The sequence below is a fragment of the Geobacter pickeringii genome, assembly GCF_000817955.1.
In the GTDB taxonomy this organism is placed as follows: domain Bacteria; phylum Desulfobacterota; class Desulfuromonadia; order Geobacterales; family Geobacteraceae; genus Geobacter; species Geobacter pickeringii.
Window position 1 is genome coordinate 341,366 of the sequence record NZ_CP009788.1, and the last position, 19,755, is coordinate 361,120.

23 protein-coding genes and 1 pseudogene are annotated in these 19,755 nt (G+C 64.9%); 17 read left to right on the forward strand and 7 right to left on the reverse strand.

What is annotated here, in order from left to right; genetic code table 11:
• Nucleotides 1-124: 124 nt before the first annotated feature.
• Both GPICK_RS01550 and GPICK_RS17470 read right to left on the reverse strand, forming a co-directional pair.
• A complete protein-coding gene (locus GPICK_RS01550; RefSeq protein ID WP_039739938.1) occupies nucleotides 125-652 on the reverse strand; it encodes a YbhB/YbcL family Raf kinase inhibitor-like protein in 528 nt (175 codons plus the stop codon).
• Complete coding sequence (locus tag GPICK_RS17470; protein WP_158414152.1) at nucleotides 649-798, reverse strand: hypothetical protein; 150 nt, start codon at nucleotides 796-798, stop codon at nucleotides 649-651. The genes GPICK_RS01550 and GPICK_RS17470 overlap by 4 nt, the downstream gene beginning before the upstream one ends.
• Nucleotides 799-1,140: 342 nt before the next feature.
• Between GPICK_RS17470 and GPICK_RS01555 the strand changes: the two genes are divergently transcribed.
• The 3 genes from GPICK_RS01555 (at nucleotide 1,141) to GPICK_RS01565 (ending at nucleotide 3,454) form a co-directional block, all read left to right on the forward strand.
• A complete protein-coding gene (locus tag GPICK_RS01555) occupies nucleotides 1,141-1,782 on the forward strand; it encodes an HAD family hydrolase (RefSeq protein WP_039739940.1) in 642 nt (213 codons plus the stop codon).
• Nucleotides 1,783-1,797: 15 nt separating this feature from the next.
• Nucleotides 1,798-2,025: a DUF1653 domain-containing protein gene (locus GPICK_RS01560; protein ID WP_039739941.1), complete on the forward strand. Its 228-nt coding sequence runs from the start codon at nucleotides 1,798-1,800 to the stop codon at nucleotides 2,023-2,025.
• 160 nt (nucleotides 2,026-2,185) lie between these two features.
• Nucleotides 2,186-3,454, forward strand: coding sequence for a DUF445 domain-containing protein (locus tag GPICK_RS01565; protein ID WP_039739944.1), 1,269 nt, complete (start codon nucleotides 2,186-2,188; stop codon nucleotides 3,452-3,454).
• Nucleotides 3,455-3,583: 129 nt separating this feature from the next.
• Here the strand turns inward: GPICK_RS01565 and GPICK_RS01570 are convergent, their stop codons facing one another.
• Together GPICK_RS01570 and GPICK_RS01575 are read right to left on the reverse strand one after the other, a co-directional pair.
• Entirely contained in the window at nucleotides 3,584-3,973 is a 390-nt protein-coding gene (locus tag GPICK_RS01570) for a DoxX family protein (protein WP_039739947.1), read from the reverse strand.
• A 69-nt stretch (nucleotides 3,974-4,042) separates the two neighbouring features.
• The gene (locus tag GPICK_RS01575; RefSeq protein WP_039739950.1) at nucleotides 4,043-4,417 is read right to left on the reverse strand and encodes a VOC family protein; all 375 of its coding nucleotides are present in this window, start codon (nucleotides 4,415-4,417) and stop codon (nucleotides 4,043-4,045) included.
• A gap of 226 nt (nucleotides 4,418-4,643) precedes the next feature.
• Here GPICK_RS01575 and GPICK_RS01580 point away from each other — a divergent pair, with 226 nt between their 5' ends.
• Complete coding sequence (locus GPICK_RS01580) at nucleotides 4,644-5,756, forward strand: ADP-ribosylglycohydrolase family protein (protein WP_039739952.1); 1,113 nt, start codon at nucleotides 4,644-4,646, stop codon at nucleotides 5,754-5,756.
• Between the two features lie 104 nt (nucleotides 5,757-5,860).
• Nucleotides 5,861-6,823, forward strand: coding sequence for an NADPH:quinone reductase (locus tag GPICK_RS01585; RefSeq protein WP_039739954.1), 963 nt, complete (start codon nucleotides 5,861-5,863; stop codon nucleotides 6,821-6,823).
• 18 nt (nucleotides 6,824-6,841) lie between these two features.
• On the opposite strand, the gene GPICK_RS01590 is transcribed toward GPICK_RS01585, so the two are convergent.
• Nucleotides 6,842-7,330: a hotdog domain-containing protein gene (locus GPICK_RS01590; protein ID WP_052263232.1), complete on the reverse strand. Its 489-nt coding sequence runs from the start codon at nucleotides 7,328-7,330 to the stop codon at nucleotides 6,842-6,844.
• Between the two features lie 463 nt (nucleotides 7,331-7,793).
• Between GPICK_RS01590 and GPICK_RS18200 the strand changes: the two are divergent.
• A pseudogene (locus tag GPICK_RS18200) lies at nucleotides 7,794-7,862 on the forward strand (hypothetical protein); the annotation flags it as partial.
• Nucleotides 7,863-8,175: 313 nt separating this feature from the next.
• A complete protein-coding gene (locus GPICK_RS18205) occupies nucleotides 8,176-8,571 on the forward strand; it encodes a mechanosensitive ion channel family protein (RefSeq protein WP_269078668.1) in 396 nt (131 codons plus the stop codon).
• Between the two features lie 108 nt (nucleotides 8,572-8,679).
• On the opposite strand, the gene GPICK_RS01600 is transcribed toward GPICK_RS18205, so the two are convergent.
• Nucleotides 8,680-9,609 carry an MBL fold metallo-hydrolase gene (locus tag GPICK_RS01600; protein ID WP_039739956.1) on the reverse strand — a complete coding sequence of 310 codons (930 nt, stop codon included), beginning with the start codon at nucleotides 9,607-9,609 and terminating at the stop codon, nucleotides 8,680-8,682.
• Nucleotides 9,610-9,851: 242 nt separating this feature from the next.
• On the opposite strand from GPICK_RS01600, the gene GPICK_RS01605 reads away from it, so the two are divergent.
• From GPICK_RS01605 to GPICK_RS01650, 10 genes are all read left to right on the forward strand, one after another.
• The gene (locus GPICK_RS01605) at nucleotides 9,852-11,861 is read left to right on the forward strand and encodes a multicopper oxidase family protein (RefSeq protein ID WP_052263233.1); all 2,010 of its coding nucleotides are present in this window, start codon (nucleotides 9,852-9,854) and stop codon (nucleotides 11,859-11,861) included.
• Between the two features lie 320 nt (nucleotides 11,862-12,181).
• On the forward strand, nucleotides 12,182-13,174 hold the full coding sequence (locus GPICK_RS01610) for an ABC transporter substrate-binding protein (protein WP_236685611.1): 993 nt from the start codon (nucleotides 12,182-12,184) through the stop codon (nucleotides 13,172-13,174).
• Between the two features lie 87 nt (nucleotides 13,175-13,261).
• A complete protein-coding gene (locus GPICK_RS01615; RefSeq protein WP_039739958.1) occupies nucleotides 13,262-14,173 on the forward strand; it encodes an ABC transporter permease in 912 nt (303 codons plus the stop codon).
• Nucleotides 14,166-14,963, forward strand: coding sequence for an ABC transporter ATP-binding protein (locus tag GPICK_RS01620; RefSeq protein WP_039739960.1), 798 nt, complete (start codon nucleotides 14,166-14,168; stop codon nucleotides 14,961-14,963). Before GPICK_RS01615 ends, GPICK_RS01620 begins: the two co-directional genes overlap by 8 nt.
• Before the next feature lie 50 nt (nucleotides 14,964-15,013).
• Nucleotides 15,014-16,537 (forward strand): B12-binding domain-containing radical SAM protein, encoded by a 1,524-nt coding sequence (locus tag GPICK_RS01625; protein WP_039739962.1) that lies wholly within the window; start codon nucleotides 15,014-15,016, stop codon nucleotides 16,535-16,537.
• Between the two features lie 78 nt (nucleotides 16,538-16,615).
• The gene (locus GPICK_RS01630) at nucleotides 16,616-16,822 is read left to right on the forward strand and encodes an AbrB/MazE/SpoVT family DNA-binding domain-containing protein (RefSeq protein ID WP_039739965.1); all 207 of its coding nucleotides are present in this window, start codon (nucleotides 16,616-16,618) and stop codon (nucleotides 16,820-16,822) included.
• A complete protein-coding gene (locus GPICK_RS01635) occupies nucleotides 16,819-17,202 on the forward strand; it encodes a type II toxin-antitoxin system VapC family toxin (protein ID WP_039739966.1) in 384 nt (127 codons plus the stop codon). Before GPICK_RS01630 ends, GPICK_RS01635 begins: the two co-directional genes overlap by 4 nt.
• A 7-nt stretch (nucleotides 17,203-17,209) precedes the next feature.
• A complete protein-coding gene (locus tag GPICK_RS01640) occupies nucleotides 17,210-18,196 on the forward strand; it encodes a serine/threonine protein kinase (protein WP_039739968.1) in 987 nt (328 codons plus the stop codon).
• Between the two features lie 61 nt (nucleotides 18,197-18,257).
• Entirely contained in the window at nucleotides 18,258-18,452 is a 195-nt protein-coding gene (locus tag GPICK_RS01645) for a hypothetical protein (RefSeq protein WP_039739970.1), read from the forward strand.
• A gap of 75 nt (nucleotides 18,453-18,527) precedes the next feature.
• Nucleotides 18,528-19,400, forward strand: a complete 873-nt coding sequence (locus GPICK_RS01650; RefSeq protein ID WP_039739971.1) for a bifunctional 5,10-methylenetetrahydrofolate dehydrogenase/5,10-methenyltetrahydrofolate cyclohydrolase — start codon at nucleotides 18,528-18,530, stop codon at nucleotides 19,398-19,400.
• A gap of 130 nt (nucleotides 19,401-19,530) precedes the next feature.
• Here GPICK_RS01650 and GPICK_RS17980 read toward each other — a convergent pair whose 3' ends face one another.
• Nucleotides 19,531-19,653, reverse strand: a complete 123-nt coding sequence (locus GPICK_RS17980; RefSeq protein ID WP_269078669.1) for a hypothetical protein — start codon at nucleotides 19,651-19,653, stop codon at nucleotides 19,531-19,533.
• Nucleotides 19,654-19,755: the final 102 nt, after the last annotated feature.

The window sequence follows — 19,755 nt, forward strand, 5'->3', positions numbered from 1 at the left end:
GGATATCACCGCGATGAGGATATGTCAACACCTTTCCGAAGTCTGGTCGAGGAACCAACGGGAATCCGGTGAGATACCCACCTGCATATCTTAATTCGCACGGCAGCTGGCACTCTGCCCCCCTCTAGCGCCGTCGGTAGGTGCCCATGAGTTCGGCTTCGGCGATGACGTGCCCCTTCATGGCCCGTTCGACCTCGGCTTTGCCGGCGCCGGCGGGAAGGTCGAGGCGCGTGTCGAGGGCGTAGAGCCTGAAGAAGTAGCGATGGCTTCCCGAGGGTGGGCAGGGGCCGCCGTAGCCGCTTCGCTGCCAACTGTTGCGCCCCTGGACGCTCCCGGCGGGGACGCCGTTTTCGGCGATCGCGGCGGAATGCGGCGGAATGTTCCAGAGCACCCAATGAACCCAGGTTCCCATGGGGGCGTCCGGATCGTCCATGATCAGGACGAGGGATTGCGCCTGTTCCGCCACGCCGCCGATGGCGAGGGGCGGGCTGGTATCCCGGCCGTCGCAGGTGTGCAGCGCCGGAATGACCCCGCCCTGGACAAAGGCGGGGCTGGTGAGATGCATCGCGCCCATGTTCGTTCCTCCCTTCCGGCCGGCAGCGGCAGGTACCGCCAACGCCAGCAGCACGAGCCCGAGGACTGCCTCTCTCATGGAGCTTTCCCCCCTTCCCGTGCCAGACTTTCGGCCAGTTTGTCAAGGGACTCGTTCCACCCCTCAGCGCACATGGCCTTGCGGGCATCCTTGAACACGATCATCGGTGTGACGCTGGAATATCCTTCCGGAACCGCGTTGCTCATGGCTATCTGCCTTTCAATAGGGGAATCGGTCCAACATTCCCGTGTACTTATGGAAATTATACCATGCGCCAGCGGGGAGAGCAGTTCGAGAAACAGGGGAGGTGGGGCGAGAATTCCGGGAATACCATACGTGATTCAAGGGAGGCAGCCGGCCGGCGTTGCTGTTTTGGACGAAGCCATGCCTCGGTTTCAGGCCTCCCGGAACGACGATGCGACCGATTGGCCGCCGCTGTTGATTCCACCCTTGCAGTTTTATCTGACTTTGCACCACAATGGTTGTCGGGGGCGGCTGAACTTCGGACGTCCTTTCAACGATTGACGGAAGGTGAGGCGGGCGCGACGATGTTTGACGGAATTTTCTGGGACAACGACGGTGTGTTGATGGAAACCGAGCACCTCTATTACCAGGCCAATGCCGAGGCCCTGACGCAGGCGGGGGTGGAGCTTTCCCTCGACGATTTCCGCCGGATTTCCCTCTGCCGGGGGGAAAGCGTGCTCGATCTCGCCGCCGGTGCGGGGCAGGGCGACAGCGAGGCGGCGGGGCTGCGCCGGATGCGGGACGAGATCTACTATCGGCTCCTGGGTGGGGAGGCACGGGTGATTCCGGGGGTGCGGGAGACCCTGGAACGGCTCCACGGCCGGCTCCCCATGGCGATCGTCACCAGCTGCCGGCGGGAGAACTTCCTGCAGATGCACCGGGCGAGCGGGCTGCTCGGCTATTTCGATTTCATCCTCACCCGTGAGGACTACGGAGCATCGAAGCCCGATCCGGAACCGTACCGGACCGCCTGTGCCCGCGCCGGGCTCGACCCCGGCCGCTGCCTGGCAATCGAGGACTCGGAGCGGGGGGTGAACTCCGCAGCCCGGGCCGGCCTTGTCGTCGCCGCGATCCCCGGCCCCATGAACCTCGGAGGGGATTTCGGCGCTGCCCGCTGGCTTCTGGATGGTATCCACGAGCTTCCGGTGCTCCTGAACCTCGATTGAGTGGAGGTGGTCGTTATGCACCATGAACCGACGCCGGGGCTCTACCGGCACTACAAGGGGGGCGAGTACCGGGTGATCGGCACGGCCCGCCACAGCGAGACGGACGAGCTGCTGGTGGTCTACCGCTGCCTCTACGACAACGATTCCCTTTGGGTGCGGCCGCTGGCGATGTTCATGGAGACGGTGGTGGTGGACGGCGCCGAACTGCCGCGCTTCAGGCCCGTCACCCCCGACGGCGGCTGACCTTGAGCGGAGAATGAAGGAGCCGCGCCGTGCCGCCCCTGCCAGGCGTTGACAAGAGCACCGCCGCCATGTCATAAAACAACTCCCTGACGGGAAGCCGCTTCCGCTGATGAAGCGGCTTTTGTGTGTCGTGCGCGGGCGCGAAAAAACGATTCGGAGAATGTGTGTGGACATCAGAAAACGAGCACTGATCAGAAACAAGACGATAGCAACGGGGTTGATGATTGGCGCGGCGATACTCTTCGTGATCGCCCGCCTGCAGAAGGGGCATGGCGCCTGGGAGTGGGTGGCCGCCTTTGCGGAGGCAGCCATGGTGGGCGCCCTGGCGGACTGGTTCGCGGTGGTGGCGCTGTTTCGGCACCCGCTGGGGGTGCCGATTCCCCATACGGCGATCATCAGAAACAAGAAGGACGCCATTGCCGGGAATCTGGCGAGCTTCATCCGCGACAAGTTCCTGGCCAGCGATACCCTGATTGCCAAGCTGAGGGGGTACAACCCGGCCGAGCACCTGGCCGCCTACCTGATGTCGCGGGACAATGCCGCCGGGCTGGCCCGGGGGGTGACCCGCCTCTGCGCCGACTCCCTGGATTTCATCGACGACGAACGGGTGCAGCGGCTGCTGCGGGGCGCCCTGGGCAACCGGATCGACGGTTTCGATGTCTCGACCTCCGCCGGCACGGTTCTCGAGGCACTGCGGAAAGACAACCGCCACCAGATCGTGCTCGATGACCTGCTGCGGCGCTGTGCCGGGTGGCTGGCGAGCGAAGAGGCCCAGGCGCGGCTCGCCACGGCCATCGACGACATGTGCGCCAAGGAATACCCGCTGCTGGTCGCCTTCATCCCCAACCGGGACAAGTTCGCCCGGGGGGCGGGGGAGAAGATCGTCAAGCGGATCAACGCCTTCATCCAGGAGGTCAATGCCGATCCCGGCCATGAGGTCCGCTACCGCTTCGACACCGCCGTGACCGGCTTCATCGCCCGGCTGAAGTCCGACCCGGTGCTACGCGACAAGGTCGAGGCGATCAAGCGCGACGTCGTCCACAACCAGGCCATCAGCGACTATGCGCAGAGTATCGGCACCGATCTCAAGAACTGGCTGAAGAGCGACCTGCAGCAACCGCAGTCGCAGGTGCAGGAGAAGATTGCGGCGGCGGTTGCCGGCCTGGGCGCGGCCCTGGCGCACAACCGGGGGCTGAAGGATTCTCTGAACGAGCACCTGGAGACGCTGGTGCTGCATTACGGGGATACGCTGCGCACGGCGATTGCCGGCCATATAACCGGCACCATGCAGCAGTGGGAGAGCGATGACTATACCAGCGAGATCGAGCTGAGCATCGGCTCCGACCTGCAGTTCATCCGGATGAACGGCACCCTCGTGGGAGGCGTGATCGGCCTGCTGCTCCATGGGGTCTCGCTGCTGCTCTCCTGAGTTCCGGGGAGAGCGTCACGTCACGAAAAAAGGCGGCCCGTCGGTCGCCTTTTTTCGTGTGGTCATTGTCAGATCCTCCTTTGACAGTGTTTGGGTGATGACGGCCCCGGTACGCCGAATACGCTGCCGTTACCGTCGTTTCTGGGCCCCGTCGACGCTCCAGATCCCACCCCCCTGGGCGGCGATGAAGAGGAAGACGAAGCAGTAGAGCACGGCCAGCTCGCCATTGTTCTGGAGCGGCAGCAGCGCCTTGGTCCCGTGCGCCATCCAGTAGGCGACGGCCATCTGGCCGCTGGTGATGAAGGCCGCCCAGTGGGTGAAGAGCCCGATCATCACCAGGATGCCGCCGATCAGCTCGATCGGGCCGGCGACATAGGTGATGAACGGTGGTGCGCCTGCCGGCATGCCCGGAGGAAACCCGAACAGCTTCTGGGCGCCGTGCCACAGAAAAAGAAAACCGACCACGATCCGCATCAGTGCGTAACAGTGGGAACTGTATTGCGCCATGAATGATTTCATGGGAGCACCTCCCGTCTGATCTTGGCGAGGGGGGCACCGACGGCCGCCGTCGCCCCCCCGGTCAGCCGCTCACTTCGCCGGCATCCGGTAGTCCGGGTTCACCTGCCACAGCGCCAGGGTCGCCCCGGTGGGATCGGTGATGACGCTGAACCAGCCGATCCCCGGGACTTCGGTGACCTCCTTGCAGATCGTCGCCCCGAGGGTCTGGGCCTTCGTGGTGGAGGCAGCCACGTCGTCCACCAGGACGTAGGCCAGCCACCGGGACGGCGCCTCGGGCACCGGGCTCTGCATCATCCCGCCCCCCGTCCCCTCACCCACATTGATCAGGGTGTAGTCCATCCCCGGGACCTCTTCCAGCTTCCAGTCGAACAGCCCGGTATAAAACGCCTTGGCTGTGGCCATGTCGGTGGTCATCAACTCCACGTGTACGAACGGATTTGCCATGATCCTCTCTCCTTTCCGATCCGATGGAAATGTCCAATCATGTACCAATTATACACCGTCAGCCGTCAGGGGGAACGGAGGTGGCGGAATTCGACGCGCCGCACCCCGCCCGATTGCATTCCGGCACCGGTGCGATAAGCTCCCTTAGAGCGTGTCGGTAAATGCTCTTAATGGCGGTAATCATTCGCGTCGCCATCTCGGCAGGCGCGGTGGGGGAGGAGAGACTATGAACGATGCAACGATCAGGGACCGCGCGGCAGGCGCCGTCATGGGCGCCTTCATCGGCGACGCCATGGGGCTCGGGCCCCACTGGTATTACGACCTTCACGAGCTGCGGCGCGATTACGGCGCCTGGATCACCGGGTATACCGACCCCCGGCCGGATCGGTACCATGCGGGGCTCAAGGCGGGCCAGTTATCCCAGGCAGGTTTTATCCTGAAGCTGCTGCTCCAGTCGCTGGTGGAGCGCGGCGAGTACGATGAAGCGGATTTCTGCCGCCGCATGGATGAAGAGCTTCTGCCGCTCCTGGACGGCACCCCTGTCTGCGGGCCGGGGGGGTACACCAGCCAGTCGATCCGCGAGCTGTGGCGGCAGCGCGTGGAGCAGAAACTGCCGTGGGGGAAGACCGGCGGCCACGCCGACACGACGGAGGCGATCGAGCGCACCCTCATCCTCGCGGTACGCTATGCGCTGGACCCCTCTCGGCTCGCCACCGCCATCGCCGGCAATGCCGTTCTGACCCAGATCGATGACACCGTCGTCTCCATGACCGTCGCCTACGGCGCCGTGCTGGGGTTGCTGGTGCGGGGGCACCGGCTGGACGCGCACCTCTCGGCCACACTGATGAAGCTGGTTAAGAGCGGGGAGCTCCCGTTTCACGCCGTAACCAGCGACAATCTGCACCCCCCCCGCCCCGGCGCCCCGGACCCGCCCCGGGCCGGGAAGTTCGCCTCCCCCGACGCCCTGCTGACGCCGTCGTACATGGCTGCCGCCGCCGCAGACCCGGATATCCGCATCGAGCCGGCATGGAAGGTGTCACTCGTCTACGGCATGCCGTGCGCCATCTATCACCAGCTGCCGGCGGCCTACTATCTGGCCGCCCGGTTTCACGACGATTTCGAATCTGCCCTGCTCCATGCCGTCAACGGGGGGGGGCAGAACCAGGCGCGCGCCATGCTTGCCGCCGCCCTGGTCGGCGCGCAGGTCGGCCTCTCCCGCATACCCCGCCGGTTTCTCGACGGGCTGGAGGAGTCCGCCACCCTGCAGCGGCTGGCCGCCGACCTGGCCGCCTGCGTTGCTTCTCCGGCCACGTTGTCGGGAGGCGAATCCGCAGTATAGGAGGGAATTGTCACTGCGTGAGGGTTTCCGCGTCGTTACCCGGCGTCACGCCACCATTGCCTCGCCGGCGCCCTCCGACGGCAGGGGCGGAAAGGACGATCACCATGAAAGCGATACGAGTCCGCGAATTCGGTCTTCCTGAGGTAATGCGGGTGGAGGAGGTCCCCGTGCCGACCCCCGGTCCGGGGGAGGTGGTGGTGAGGCTCCACGCCGTCGGCGTGAATCCGGTGGATACCTACATCCGCTCGGGTCAGTATCTTCCCGGCCTGAAGCTCCCCTATACCCCCGGTCTCGACGGCGCCGGCGTCATCAGCGCCGTCGGCCCCGAGGTGAGGCACCGGCAGGTGGGGGAGCGGGTCTACGTCGCCCGGTCCCTCACCGGCACCTACGCCGAAGAGGTGCTCTGCAAGGAGTTCCAGAGCCATCCCCTCCCCGAAGGGATCGGCTACGGTCAGGGGGCGGCCATCGGCGTCCCCTACGGCGCGGCGTTCCGGGCACTGTTCCAGCGGGCCCACGGGGTGGCGGGGGAGACGGTCCTCGTCCATGGCGCCAGCGGCGGCGTGGGGATTGCGGCGGTGCAGCTTGCCCGGGCTGCCGGGCTCCGGGTGATCGGCACCGCCGGCACGGAGAAGGGTGAGGCGATGGTGCTGGCCCAGGGCGCCCACCATGTCCTGAACCACCGCAGCGACGGGTATCTGGACAAACTGCAGGATCTCACCTGCGGCAAAGGGGTGGATGTCGTCGTGGAAATGCTCGCCAACGTGAACCTGGACCGCGACCTCGGGGTGCTGGCGAAGGGGGGACGGGTGGTGATCGTCGGGAGTCGCGGCCGGGTCGAGATCGATCCGCGGGCCACCTTCATGGGGGAGACCGCGATCCTCGGCATGACCCTCTTCAATGCCACCGAGCGGGAGCTGGCCAGCATGCACGCCGCCTTTGGCGAGGGGCTCTCCAACGGGACGCTTCGGCCGGTGGTGAGTCGGGAGCTGCCGCTGGCCGAGGCGGCCGAGGCCCACCATGCGGTGATGGAGTCGAGCACCCTCGGCAAGATCGTCCTGCTCCCGTGAGGGGGGAGAGGGGCCGGCTCAGCGGCCCGGAATGGTGATGCAGAGGCACTCTCCCTCGGCATAGATCGTCTCGCCGCAGAAGAGCCGGCCATGGACCATGATCTTGCGCCCCTGGGCGGAGACGACCCGGCTCTCCAGCGTCACCACCTTCTCGAGCGGTAGCATGGCCCGAAAGCTCACGTTGAGATTGCCGACGACGATGGGATAGCCGGCGGCCCAGGCGGCCAGCCCCAGGGCTTCGTCCATGACTGCCGACACGGCGCCGCCGTGGGCATGACCCGGGGGGCCACCGGTCTCGGGGCCGAACCAGATCCGCGCATGGAGATGCTTCTCTTCGTCGCGGTAGTAGCGGACCCGGAAGCGGTTGCCGTCGGGTTCGCCGGAGACGAAGCGGAGCGACTCCCCCACCAGCGACGGCGCATCGAAGGGGAGCCAGCCGGCCTCGCCACTGAGGTCGACGGAGGGGGTGGGGGGGATGCATGCTTTTTCAGCGGTTGCGTTTGACACAGCACTTCTCCTTACCGGTTGAGTTTGTTCGTACGGGATGCGGTTGCCGCTTACGGAAGCGAAACAGCAAGCTCCTACCATAGCAGATTACGGGCGGGGAGGGGATGAAAAAACGTGCCGGTGGTGCCGCTGTCGAGGGCGCACCGGTTCGCCGCGGCGCGTCACTCCCTCTCGGAGGAGGATCCGTCGGCATGGTGGCCCGTGTCCCGGAAACGATGCCCCGAATTTCGCTGCCACGCAACCCAATGGGAGAATTTCCGCGCTCTCGGAAATAAGTGATTATTAATTCGCAGGGTGGAAAGGGAGGCAAAAGACAGTAAACTTTTCGGGAATGCGAAGGCGGAATCGAGCCTGCGTGGTCCCGTCGAAGAGGCCCGCGTAACCGGCGCCGCGGCACGACACTCAAAGGGGGAGCGGCATGGAAAACATCGGACAGTACCAGCAGCTGGTCGTCACCTACGCCATGGAGATCGGGACCAAGATCATCGCCGCCATACTCTTCTGGATCATCGGCCGCTGGCTGATCCATTTCGTGGGGCGAATGGTCCAGCAGGTCCTGGAGCGGCAGAAGGTCGATCCGAGCCTGATGCGCTACCTCGGCAACTTCCTGGCCGTCACCCTGAACATCGTGCTGGTGGTGGCCATCCTCGGCTACTTCGGGGTGCAGACCACCACCTTCGCCGCCTTGGTGGCCGGCGTCGGCATCGCCGTGGGGGCCGCGTGGGGAGGGCTCCTCTCCAATCTGGCGGCGGGCGCCTTTCTGCTCGTGCTGCGTCCCTTCAAGGTGGGGGATTTCGTCTCCGCCGGGGGGGGTCACCGGAACCGTCAGGGAGATCGGCCTCTTCGTGACCGCCGTCAACACGCCGGACAACGTGATGACCATGGTCGGCAATGCCAAGGTGTTCAACGACACCATCCAGAACTATACCATCAACGACTACCGGCGGGTGGAGCTGAAGTGCCAGCTGGCCGGCAGCGCCGATCACGTGGCCGCCATGAAGCTGCTGCGGGAGAAGCTGGCGGCGGTGCCGAACGTCCTGGCGGCGCCGGCGGTGGACGTGGAGATCCTCGACTTCACCCTGGTGGGGCCGGTGCTGGCCGTGCGCCCCTACTGCCACAACGACCACTACTGGCAGGTCTACTTCGACGGCAACCGCACCATCCGCGAGGCCCTCGCCGCGGCGGGATTTCCCGCGCCGATGCCGGCCCAGGTGGTGCTGGTCCAGAACCCGCAGGGATAGGGCCTCCGCACGGAAGCAAAGGAGCGGGATGCGTAACGCAAAAGGCGACCCATGGGCCGCCTTTTGTACGTTTCAGGCCGGCACCGTCATGTGCCGGCGGGCGAGGCACTATGCCGGACGCATCTCCCCCAGCGCCTGCCGTTCCCCGTCAGAGAGGGCATCCACATATTCCATCATGCCGCGCAGGGTATTGCCGAGGAAGTAGCGTTCGCGGGCACGGATATCCTGCGGCAGACGGCATTCGTTCCGGTACTGCTCGTCCCGCTCCAGAAGCCAGGCGACGAGCGCTTCCTCCCGCCGTGCCGGCTCGATGGCGGCGGTCTCCGCCACCCCCCTGACCCAGAGCAGCAACTGGTTGCGGGCGATCCGCAGGTGCTGGAGCGGGGTCTCCACCACCCCGTAGTGGGCGAAGACCATCCGGCGGGGAGCCAGGGCGATCATCCGGTCGAGGGAGTCCAGCGCCACCTCCAGGACGAAGCGGGGCGGGGTGGCGGGGCGCATGAAGATCCCGCCGGGGACGTCGCACCGCACGCCGGCCACCTCGCCGGCGAAGAGAAGGTCGCCCAGGAGATAGCAGCAGTGGTGCTGGGCGTGGCCGGGGGTGAGGAAGGCGCGGATCCCGGCCGGTCCGATGGTCTCCGCAAAGCCGATCCGCTCCGCCGGGACCGGGACGATTTCGCCGTAGGCCTCCGCCAGCGCTCCCAGTACCTTGCGGGACCCTTCCCAGAGCTTTTCCGGCGCCACGAGGTGGCGGATCCCCTCGGGGTGGCAGATGACCGCCGCCCCGGGAAACTCCCTGAGGAGCGCGCCGGTTCCGCCGGCATGGTCGATGTGGATGTGGGTGAGGAGGATGTGGTCGAGGCGCTCCACCCCCAGCCGACGCAGTTCCCGACAGAGCCAGGGAACGGTGGAGAGGGGGCCGGGGTCGACGAGGACGGTGAAGCCATCCCCCCGGTAGAGCCAGGAGCTGATGAACTTCCGGAACCCTTCGCGGGAAGGGAGGTCGAGGTCGATGCAGGCGAGATCGGCGTGGTCCATGATTTCCCCTTGCGGCACGGGCGTCAGGGCGCCCCGGGCCGGTGTCGTCGGTGAACTCCGACAGATTGTCGCGCGGAGTTCGGGCGGTTGTCAATACGGCTGGTCCTGTAAATTTTAGAACGGCGATTGACAATCCCCCGTAATCCGCTAAACATTTCCCTACTGATGCGCTGCTGCAATTGCGGTGGCTGGCCGTTTCACACGGATCGATTGCATTGAGATCATGGCGAGGAGGATGTGGTATGGGTGTCTACAGGAGGATGGTTTCAGGAGGGCTTGCGCTGGTGGCCGCCGTTTCCCTTTCGGCCTGCAGTGGCAGCGACAAAACGGTGGTCATTCAGGCGGCGTCGAGGACGGAGATCCTCAACCCCCTCGACCTGCAGCAGTTCGGCACTCCGCTGCCGATGATCCCGGTGGCGGCTCCGGACACGGTGAGCCAGCCGGGCTCCGACTTCTACACGGTGGTGGCGGAGCAGACCGCCAACTATGATTTCGGTCTCCGCCGCAAGGACGGCAGCGAAATCGTCAATCCCGCCACCGGCGCCCCCATTCGGACCACGGTCTGGGGATACCGGACCAATGGCGTCAAGGCCGGGTACCTCGGGGCGACGGTGGAAGCGCGCTCTACCCTCCCGGGGGAGACCGGCCGGCCGGTGATGGTGAAGTACATCAACGATCTGCGGGACTCCGCCGGCAACCTCCTCACCAGGCACCTCCTGACGGTGGACCCCACCCTTCACGGGGCGGACATGGGGGCGCCGGAGATCCGCATCGTCACCCACCTCCACGGCGGCCATGTGGTGCCGGAATCCGACGGTCATCCCGAGGCGTGGATCACCAACGACCCGAACGCCAAAACCGGTCTCCCCGCCGATCCGGTGAGCGGCCGTCCGGCCCGTCCCGACGGCAATACGGTGACGTACACCTACGAGAATACGCAGAAAGCTGAACAGCTCTGGTACCACGACCACGCCATGGGGATCACCCGGCTGAACGTCTACGCCGGCCTGGCCGCCAACTACCTGGTTCGCGACAGCGTGGAGGATGCCCTGAACCTCCCCCGCGGAAACTACGAGATGCCCCTGGTGATCCAGGACAAGTCGTTCAACCAGGACGGTTCGCTGCACTATGAGGCCACCCCCCTCATCAATGCCGGCAGCGGCAACCAGCAGACCGACGCCAGCGGCAAGCCGGTCCTCACCTCCAAGCCCGAATTCTTTGGCAACGTAATCACCGTCAACGGCAAGGCCTGGCCCTATCTGGACGTGGAGCCCCGCAAATACCGCTTCCGGATGCTGAACGGCTCCGACTCGCGCTTCTACAACATCTGGCTGGAGGCGCGGGACGCCGGCGGTGCCGCCGTGGCCATCCCGGCGGGGACCATTACCCAGATCGGCAATGATGGTGGCCTCCTCCCCGCATCCGTTGCCATCGGCGACAGCGCGGGTAATGCTCTCCTCCTCTCCCTTGCGGAACGGGCCGACGTGATCGTCGATTTTTCCAAACTTCCGGCCGGCACGAGCATCACCATGCGCAACAACGCGCCGACCCCGTTCCCCGGCGGCGACCCGGTGGCCGCCGCGACCACCGGCAGGATCATGCAGTTCCGCATCAGCAAGCCGCTGAACGGCGCCGACACCAGCGCGGTCCCCGCCAATCCCCGGCCGGTCACCCCCCTGGGCGTCGCCAGCAACGTCCGGTACGTCGACCTCCAGGAAACCATGGAGAGCGGGGTGCTTGTCTATGATCCGAACACCGGCACCACGCTCCAGCGGCTCAAGATCCTTCTCAACGGCCTCACCTTCGACGCCCCCATCACCGAGAAGCCCCGTCTGAACGTTGTCGAGGAGTGGGTCATCATCAACAACACGGTGGACATGCACCCCATGCACCTGCACCTGGTGGACTTCGAGGTGGTGGAGAAGGGGAGCATCGCTCCGGGGGCCTACACGCCGGCCAACGGCCTGGGTGGCATGCCGGTGGTGGCTGCCGGCGGGCTGCGCCGCAATGCCGAGCCCGGCCTGAACCCCGTGGCCGACTCGGCGTCGGCCGATTCCCCCTACCGGGTCCAGCCCCACGAAATGGGGGAGAAGGACACGGTGCGCGTCCCCCCGGCCAACGACCTCATCGGCTCCCAGGGGTATGTGAGGATCAGGGCGAAATTCGACAAGCTCGGCACCTACATGTGGCACTGCCACATCCTCTCCCATGAGGACCACGAGATGATGCGGCCGTTCACGGTCGTGCCGTAACGGCACGGCCCGGATTTACCAACCGCAAAGAAACAGGGGGCACGTCGACGGATGTGCCCCCTGTTTCTTTGCGGTCTCTCCTCCCGCTGACCTGCCGGGGCGAAGGGATACCGTGAGGCTTTACTTTTTAACCTCTGTCGGTAATCGTGAATTGGCGCGGGTGATTAGGGCGTCTTACCATCTGCCGGCCCCCATAATTCGCCGGGGAATCCCGCCAGTATCACGTTGACGGCGACTCCCCCGCAGTGGTATTCTCCGAATTCGTCTGCGCAAATTTCCGTATGGGCTCGTCAAAATTCAATGCGATCAGGAGGTGTTCGGTGAAAAGAAGAATCGGTCTGGTTTCAGCATTCCTTGCAGTCCCCTTGATGTGTTCCGTGGCCTTCGGGGCCGGTGCCCCGGCCAAGCCCCTCGTCGGGATCTCGAAGATTGTCTCGCACCCGGCGCTGGATGCCGTCGAGAAGGGGATCCAGGACGAGCTTGCCGCGCTGAAGATGAATGCCCAGTACGATCTGCAGAATGCCAACGGTGATGCCAATACCGCGGCATCCATCGCCAACAAGTTCCAGTCGGAGAAGGTCAATCTGGCGGTCGGCATCGCCACTCCCACCGCCCAGGCGCTGGTGAACACCCTGAAAACCACGCCGGTGGTCTTCTCTGCGGTGACCGACCCGGTCAAGGCTGGTCTGGTTAAGTCGCTCACGAAGGGAGAGAAGTTCGTCACCGGCGTTTCCGACATGACCCCGGTGAAGCAGCAGATCCAGCTGCTCCTGAAGATGAAGAAGGTCAAGCGTCTCGGCCACATCTACACCAGCTCCGAGGAGAACGCCGTGGTGCTCGCCGGCGTGGTGAAGCAGGCCTGCAAGGACCTGGGGATCGAGTACGTGGAGACCACCGTCTCCAAGTCCGCCGAGGTGAAGCAGGCGGTCCAGTCGATCATCCACCGTGTTGACGCCCTCTACATCAGCACCGACAACACCGTGGTGTCGGCCCTGAGCGCCGTTACCGACGTGGCGATGAAGAGCAGGGTGCCGGTCATGTCGGCCGACCCGAGCTCCGCCGAGAGCTATCCGGTCCTCGCCGCCTGGGGATTCGACTATTACAAGATGGGGCGCGCCACCGGCAAGATGGTCGCCGAGATCCTGAAGGGGAAGAAGCCGGAGCAGATCCCGACCCGCTTCATGACCAGGGCCTCCGACGTGGACCTGCTGGTGAACCTGGACGTGGCGAAGAAACTCGGCCTCACCGTGCCGAAGGATATCGTGAAGACCGCCAACAAGGTGGTGGAGAACGGTAAACTGGTTAAGAAATGATTTAAGACCCGCCACAGAGACACAGAGAGTTATCCGGCAAATTGGTTTTCTCTGTGTCTCTGTGGCAGATTTTCCAAGAAGGACTCTATGATTGAAGGCATTTTCGTTGAAGGGCTGATTTACGGCATCATGGTCCTAGGGGTGTTCATCTCCTTCCGGATCCTCGATTTTCCCGACCTGACGGTGGATGGCTCCTTTCCCCTCGGGGCGGCGCTCATGGCCCAGTGCATCCTCATGGGGGTGAACCTCTGGCTGGCGCTCCTCATCGCCTTTGCCGGGGGGGTGGTCGCCGGGGTGATCACCTCCCTGATCCACAATCACCTCAAGGTGCCGAACCTGCTGGCCGGCATCCTGACCATGACCATGCTCTATTCGGTCAATATCCGGATCCTGGGGAACCGGGCCAACGTCCCGCTCCTGAACCAGGAGACGATCCTCTCCCAGGTCACCACCCGCCTGACCGGCATCGTCCCCGACGAGTATATCCTACTGGTCTTCTTCGTAGTGGTCACCCTTGCCATCAAGGTGCTGCTGGATCTCTTCTTCCGCACCGACCTGGGGATGACCATCGGCGCCATGGGGAACAACGAGCAGATGGTCATCTCCCAGGGGGTGAATCCCAAGACCCTGAAGTCCATCGGCCTCGGCCTCTCCAACGGCCTCGTCGCCCTTTCCGGCGCCTTCGCGGCCCAGTACCTCGGCTTCGCCGACGTGGGGCTCGGCCAGGGGATAATCATCTCCGGCCTCGCCTCGGTCATGATCGGCGAGTTCCTCATCATGAAGAGCAACCGGATCGGCGTCCTGACCCTCTGCGCGGTCCTCGGCTCGATCTGCTTCTACGCGGTGATGTACGTGGGGCGCTACTACGGGTATGTCATCAACATGACCCCCAACGACCTGAACCTCATCAAGGGGATCCTGATCATCGTGCTCCTGGTGCTGACCCAGAGCAGGAAGCTGAAGAAATTCGCCCTCAAGGCCGTGGTGAAAAATGATTGAGCTCAAGAACGTATCCATGATCTTCAACCAGGGAACGGTGAACGAGAACCCAGCGATCTCGAACATCAACCTGAAAGTCCGGGAAGGGGATTTCATCACCGTCATCGGGAGCAACGGCGCCGGCAAGTCCACCCTCTTCAACCTCATCGCCGGCACCATCGTGCCGACGGTGGGCTCCATCCACCTGAACGACCGGAACATCACCCGCGACCCGGAGTACAAGCGGGCGCAGTACATCGGCCGGATCTTCCAGAACCCGCTCCTGGGAACCGCAAGCAACATGAGCCTGGAAGACAACATGACGATCACCTACAAGAAGGGGTTCAAGTGGCTGAAGCGGAGCCTGAACCACAAGATGCGTGAGTTCTTCCGCACGGAGCTGGTCCAGCTGAGGATGGGGCTGGAGGTCCGGATGAAGGAGAATCTGGCCCTTTTCTCTGGCGGTCAGCGCCAGGCACTGACCCTGCTCATGATGGTCCTTTCCCGGCCCGACCTGATCCTTCTGGACGAGCATACGGCGGCCCTCGATCCGAAGAACGCCGAGATCGTCCTGGAGCTGACCAACAAGTTCATCCAGGAGTATAGCCTCACCGCCATGATGATCACCCACAACATGAGCCACGCCATCGAGTACGGCAACCGGCTCCTGATGATGGACAAGGGGGAGATCATCTTCGAGGCGGAGGGGGAGGAGAAAAAGGCCCTCACGGTGGAGAAGCTCATCGACAAGTTCCACCAGATCCGCCACAAATCCTTCGAGAACGACCGGACGCTCCTCTCCGACGAGTAGGGGGGCGAATCCCCTTGCCGTCTCCTCTCTCCGTGCCCATAATGCAGGGCATGCTGCTTATCGTTCCCCCCGTTGCCAAACCATGCGAACCGCCGGCCGGCATAGCCCGACTGGCGGGGGTGCTCCACGCCCACGGCATCCCCTGCCGCCTCTTCGACGCCAACCTGGAGGGGATGCTCGCCCTGCTGGCGCAACCGCCGACCGTCACCGACACCTGGAGCCGCCGGGCGGGGAGGAGTCGGGAGCGCCACCTCGCCGCGCTGCGCGACCCGCGAAGCTACGGCACGCCGGACCGTTACCGCCGGGCGGTGGGGGACCTGAACCGCCTCCTCGCCGTGGCGGCGAAGGAGTACGGTGCCACGGCGGGGCTCGCCGACTACCAGCACGCCACCCTCTCCCCCCTGCGGAGCGCCGACCTGCTGGCCGCGGCGGAACGTCCCGAGCAGAATCCCTTCTACCCCTTCTTCAGCAGACGGCTGCCGGAGCTGCTGGACGACCACGCCGCCGCACCGGTGCGAGTGGCGGGCTTCTCCCTGAATTTCCTCAGCCAGGCCCTCTGCACCTTCGCCATGATCGGGTTTCTGCGGCGCCGCTACCCCGCCGTGCGTATCGTCCTCGGGGGAGGGCTTGTCACCTCGTGGCTGGCGCGGCCCGGCTGGCGCACCCCCTTTGCCGGGGTGGTGGATGACCTGATCGCCGGGCCGGGGGAGCTTCCCCTCCTGGAGCTGGCGGGAGCCGCGCCGACGGAGGAGTGCCGAGCCCTGCCGGCCTACGGCTCCCTGCCGCTGGCCGACTACCTCTCCCCCGGCGTCATCCTCCCCTACAGTGCCGCCGGCGGCTGCTGGTGGAACCGCTGCTCCTTCTGCCCCGAGCGGGCCGAGGGGAACCCCTACCGTCCCCTTCCCCCCACCCGGGCCGGCGAGGAGCTTCGGGCCCTGACGACGGCGCACCGGCCGGGGCTGATTCATCTCCTCGACAACGCCGTCAGCCCGGCGCTACTGCGGGAACTGGCCCAGACCCCGCCGGGGGCCCCGTGGTACGGCTTTGTCCGCTTCGGGCCGGAACTGGCGGACGAGGAGTTCTGTCACGCCCTGCGCCGTTCGGGGTGCGTCATGCTCAGGCTCGGGCTCGAATCGGGTGACCAGGGGGTGCTGGACCGGCTGCAGAAGGGGATCGACCTCGGCATGGCCTCCCGGGTCCTGACGAACCTGCGGCGGGCGGGGATCGCCACCTACTGCTACCTCCTCTTCGGCACGCCGGCGGAGGACGAGGCGGCCGCGCGGCGGACCCTGGAGTTCGTCGTGGCGCACCGGGAGGCGATCCGGTTTCTCAACCTGGCCGTGTTCAACATGCCGGCCTTTGGCGAGGAGGCAGCGGAGTACGGCACCGAGCCATTCTACGCCGGGGACCTCTCCCTCTACACCGGCTTCCGTCATCCCCGCGGATGGGACCGGCAGCGGGTACGGCGGTTCCTGAACCGGGAGTTCGCCCGCCACCCTGCGGTGGCGGCGATCCTGCGCAACGACCCCCCCTGTTTCACCTCCAACCATGCCCCGTTCTTCGGCGGAGAATGAAGATGAAACCCCAGTTTTCTTGACGACGGGCATCGATAAGGGTATCGTTGTACAAATCGTTATCGATGGGAGGATGAGATGGAGGCAGTGAAGATTTCTCCAAAGTTCCAAGTGGTTATCCCCCGCGAGGTCCGGGATACGCTGCATCTTGTTCCCGGTCAGAAGATGCAGGTCGTCGCCTACGGCAACCGGATTGAGCTGATTCCGGAGAAGGAGATATCCGAAATGCGGGGATTTCTGAAGGGGATCGATACCTCGGTCGAGCGGGAGCCGGATCGGCTATGAACATCGTCGACTCATCGGGATGGCTCGAATTTTTTGCGGATGGACCCAATGCCGGCGACTTCGCGGTCCCTCTCGCGGACAAGTCAGCGCTCGTCGTCCCGTCCATAACCATTTATGAAGTGTTCAAGGTCGTCTGCCGCCAGCGGGGAGAGGATGCCGCACTGCAGGCGGCGGCCCTGATGCAGCAAGGGAGAGTCGTCGAGCTCTCGCCGTCGCTGGCCATGATTGCGGCAAAGACAAGCCTTGAGCTGGCGCTTCCCATGGCGGACAGCATCATTCTCGCGACAACGCGTCTCCACAATGGTGTCCTCTGGACCCAGGACGAGCATTTCAGCGGCCTTTCCGGCGTACAGTACTATCCGAAACGTCAACGGGAGTAACGATTCCATGCCCCATAATTCCCATCCTTTCAGCATTCTCACCCCTCCGTTCATCATGGATGCCGTGGAGAGCCAAGGGTTTGTCTGCGACTGCCGCACCCTGGCGCTGAACAGCTACGAGAACCGGGTCTACCAGGTGGGGATCGAGGAGGGGGAGCCGCTCATCACCAAGTTCTACCGCCCTGGCCGCTGGACGGACGACCAGATCCTGGAGGAGCACCGCTTCTGCGTTGAACTGGCCGGGCACGAACTGCCGGTGGTGGCCCCCTGGCGCAACGCCGCGGGGGAGAGCCTCTTTCGCCACGGCGGGTTCCGCTTCGCCCTCTACCCGCGACAGGGGGGGCACGCCCCGGAGTTCGACAATCTGGACAACCTCCTGATCCTCGGCCGGATGCTCGGCCGGATCCACCGCATCGGCGGGGTGCGGCCGTTCGAGCACCGGCCGGTCCTGGACAGCCGGAGCTTCGGCCACGAGAGCGTCGCCCTGATCCGTGACCGCTTCATCCCTGCCGAATACCGGGAGAGCTACGTGGCGGTGACCGACCGGCTGCTGGAGGTCATCGACGAGAGCCTGGCCGCGGCCGGGCCGGTCCGTCTGATCCGGACCCACGGAGACTGCCACAGCGGCAACATCCTCTGGCGCGACGACGCCCCCCACTTCGTCGACTTCGACGACGCGCGGCTGGCCCCGGCGGTACAGGACCTCTGGATGATGCTCTCCGGCGACCGTCCCCGGCGTATCGCCCAACTCGACGCGCTGCTGGAGGGGTACGCCGAGTTTAACGACTTCGACCCCCGGGAGCTTCGGCTGGTGGAGCCGCTGCGGGCCCTGCGGGTGCTTCACTACTCCGCCTGGCTCGCCGCCCGCTGGGAGGACCCGGCCTTCCCCCGGGCCTTCCCGTGGTTCAACACTCCCCGCTACTGGAACGAGCAGATCATCGAGCTGCGCGAGCAGCTGGCGGCTCTGGCGGAGCCCCCCCTCCAGCTTCCCTGACCACTCCCGGACTCCGCGAGCACCCCGGCACGGCAGTTCCGAAACCCAGGTGATACCGCCCATGTCGTCATCTCCTTCCGCCGCCGCCATCCCCCCATCGGTCATCGGCCATCGGCCCTTCACCCTCTTCTGGTGCGCCCGGACCGCCACTGCTCTTGCCTTTCAGATGTTCGGGGTCGCCGTGGGGTGGCAGGTCTACGCCCTCACCGGGAGCCCCCTCTACCTCGGGCTCGTTGTGAAGGTCGCGATTTTGTGATACAAGTGAAACGTTTGGCTAGGGGCGCCCGCCTCGGCTGCCGACTTCGAGAATCAAGAGAGGAAGCGTGTAACGATGAAACTGCTGGATGGCAAGAAATGCGCCGAGAGCCTGGTTGCCGACATCTCACGGAAGGTGGGGGAGTATGTGGCCTCCGGCCTGCGAAAACCCCATATGACCATCATTCTCGTGGGCGAGCATGCGCCGAGCGAGTCGTACGTCAAATCCAAGATCAAGTCGTGCGGTAACGCCGGCTTCGAGAGCACCCTGCTCCGCTTTCCGGAGAGCGTCACCGAGGCGGAGCTCCTGGCGAAGATTGCCGAGGTCAACGCCGACCGGACCACCGACGGCCTCATCGTGCAGCTTCCGCTGCCGAAGCACATCAACCAGCAGCATGTCATCAACGCCATTGATCCCGAGAAGGATATCGACGGCTTCCATCCCATGAACTTCGGCCGCATGTCCCTGGGGCAGAAGGCGTTTCGCCCCGCCACCGCCTACGGCATCTGCAAGCTCCTCCAGTTCTACGAAATTCCGGTCTGGGGGAAGCACTGCGTGGTCATCGGCCGTTCCAACATCGTCGGCAAGCCGATCTCCATCATGCTCTCCAACGACTTCGAGATCGGCAACGCCACCGTGACCCTGACCCACATCGAGACGCCGCGGGAGCTGCTGCTGGACGAGACGCGCCGCGCCGATATCGTCATCGTCGCCGTCGGCATCCCCGGTTTCGTCACCGCGGACATGGTGAAGGACGGGGCAGTCCTGATCGACGTGGGGATCAATCGCCTCGCCGACGGCAAAATCGTGGGGGATGCGGACTTCGAGAACGTGAAGGAGAAGTGCTCGTGGATCACGCCGGTTCCCGGCGGTGTCGGCCGGATGACGGTGGCCGCCCTGATGATCAATACCCTCATGGCGTACCAGAACAACTTCAACCTGGCCTGACCGCACCGCGGGGCGATGCCGACCTCCTGGGGGGCGTCAGGGAGAATCTCCACGGCAGTGCCGGGAGGGGGCGGGGCAGGCGCAATGCCGGCGCGGCGAAAGGCGGTCGAAAGGCCCACCTTTCGTGCAGCTACGGAGCATCTTCCCGGCGCTGTCGCTTGTGGCGCCGCCAGCGGCCCCGGAGGGCGAAAAAACCGCCGATGGCGGTCAGAAGCCAGATGGTGACGGTGACGATGGTCTCGGATGCGGTCATGGGAACTTCCTCCGGCGCAGATTGGGTCTGGGGTCGGCAGGCGACGGAATCCTCCCGTCGCGCGGCGGGGCTTCCGTCATCAGGCGCCGTTTTCAGGTTGAA

Coding starts and splice junctions, on each gene's coding strand:
- GPICK_RS01550 (WP_039739938.1), bottom strand. CDS start 652: ATGAGAGAGGCAGTCCTCGGGCTCGTGCTGCTGGCGTTGGCGGTACCT.
- GPICK_RS17470 (WP_158414152.1), bottom strand. CDS start 798: ATGAGCAACGCGGTTCCGGAAGGATATTCCAGCGTCACACCGATGATC.
- GPICK_RS01555 (WP_039739940.1), top strand. CDS start 1,141: ATGTTTGACGGAATTTTCTGGGACAACGACGGTGTGTTGATGGAAACC.
- GPICK_RS01560 (WP_039739941.1), top strand. CDS start 1,798: ATGCACCATGAACCGACGCCGGGGCTCTACCGGCACTACAAGGGGGGC.
- GPICK_RS01565 (WP_039739944.1), top strand. CDS start 2,186: ATGTGTGTGGACATCAGAAAACGAGCACTGATCAGAAACAAGACGATA.
- GPICK_RS01570 (WP_039739947.1), bottom strand. CDS start 3,973: ATGAAATCATTCATGGCGCAATACAGTTCCCACTGTTACGCACTGATG.
- GPICK_RS01575 (WP_039739950.1), bottom strand. CDS start 4,417: ATGGCAAATCCGTTCGTACACGTGGAGTTGATGACCACCGACATGGCC.
- GPICK_RS01580 (WP_039739952.1), top strand. CDS start 4,644: ATGAACGATGCAACGATCAGGGACCGCGCGGCAGGCGCCGTCATGGGC.
- GPICK_RS01585 (WP_039739954.1), top strand. CDS start 5,861: ATGAAAGCGATACGAGTCCGCGAATTCGGTCTTCCTGAGGTAATGCGG.
- GPICK_RS01600 (WP_039739956.1), bottom strand. CDS start 9,609: ATGGACCACGCCGATCTCGCCTGCATCGACCTCGACCTCCCTTCCCGC.
- GPICK_RS01605 (WP_052263233.1), top strand. CDS start 9,852: ATGGGTGTCTACAGGAGGATGGTTTCAGGAGGGCTTGCGCTGGTGGCC.
- GPICK_RS01615 (WP_039739958.1), top strand. CDS start 13,262: ATGATTGAAGGCATTTTCGTTGAAGGGCTGATTTACGGCATCATGGTC.
- GPICK_RS01620 (WP_039739960.1), top strand. CDS start 14,166: ATGATTGAGCTCAAGAACGTATCCATGATCTTCAACCAGGGAACGGTG.
- GPICK_RS01625 (WP_039739962.1), top strand. CDS start 15,014: ATGCTGCTTATCGTTCCCCCCGTTGCCAAACCATGCGAACCGCCGGCC.
- GPICK_RS01630 (WP_039739965.1), top strand. CDS start 16,616: ATGGAGGCAGTGAAGATTTCTCCAAAGTTCCAAGTGGTTATCCCCCGC.
- GPICK_RS01635 (WP_039739966.1), top strand. CDS start 16,819: ATGAACATCGTCGACTCATCGGGATGGCTCGAATTTTTTGCGGATGGA.
- GPICK_RS01640 (WP_039739968.1), top strand. CDS start 17,210: ATGCCCCATAATTCCCATCCTTTCAGCATTCTCACCCCTCCGTTCATC.
- GPICK_RS01645 (WP_039739970.1), top strand. CDS start 18,258: ATGTCGTCATCTCCTTCCGCCGCCGCCATCCCCCCATCGGTCATCGGC.
- GPICK_RS01650 (WP_039739971.1), top strand. CDS start 18,528: ATGAAACTGCTGGATGGCAAGAAATGCGCCGAGAGCCTGGTTGCCGAC.
- GPICK_RS17980 (WP_269078669.1), bottom strand. CDS start 19,653: ATGACCGCATCCGAGACCATCGTCACCGTCACCATCTGGCTTCTGACC.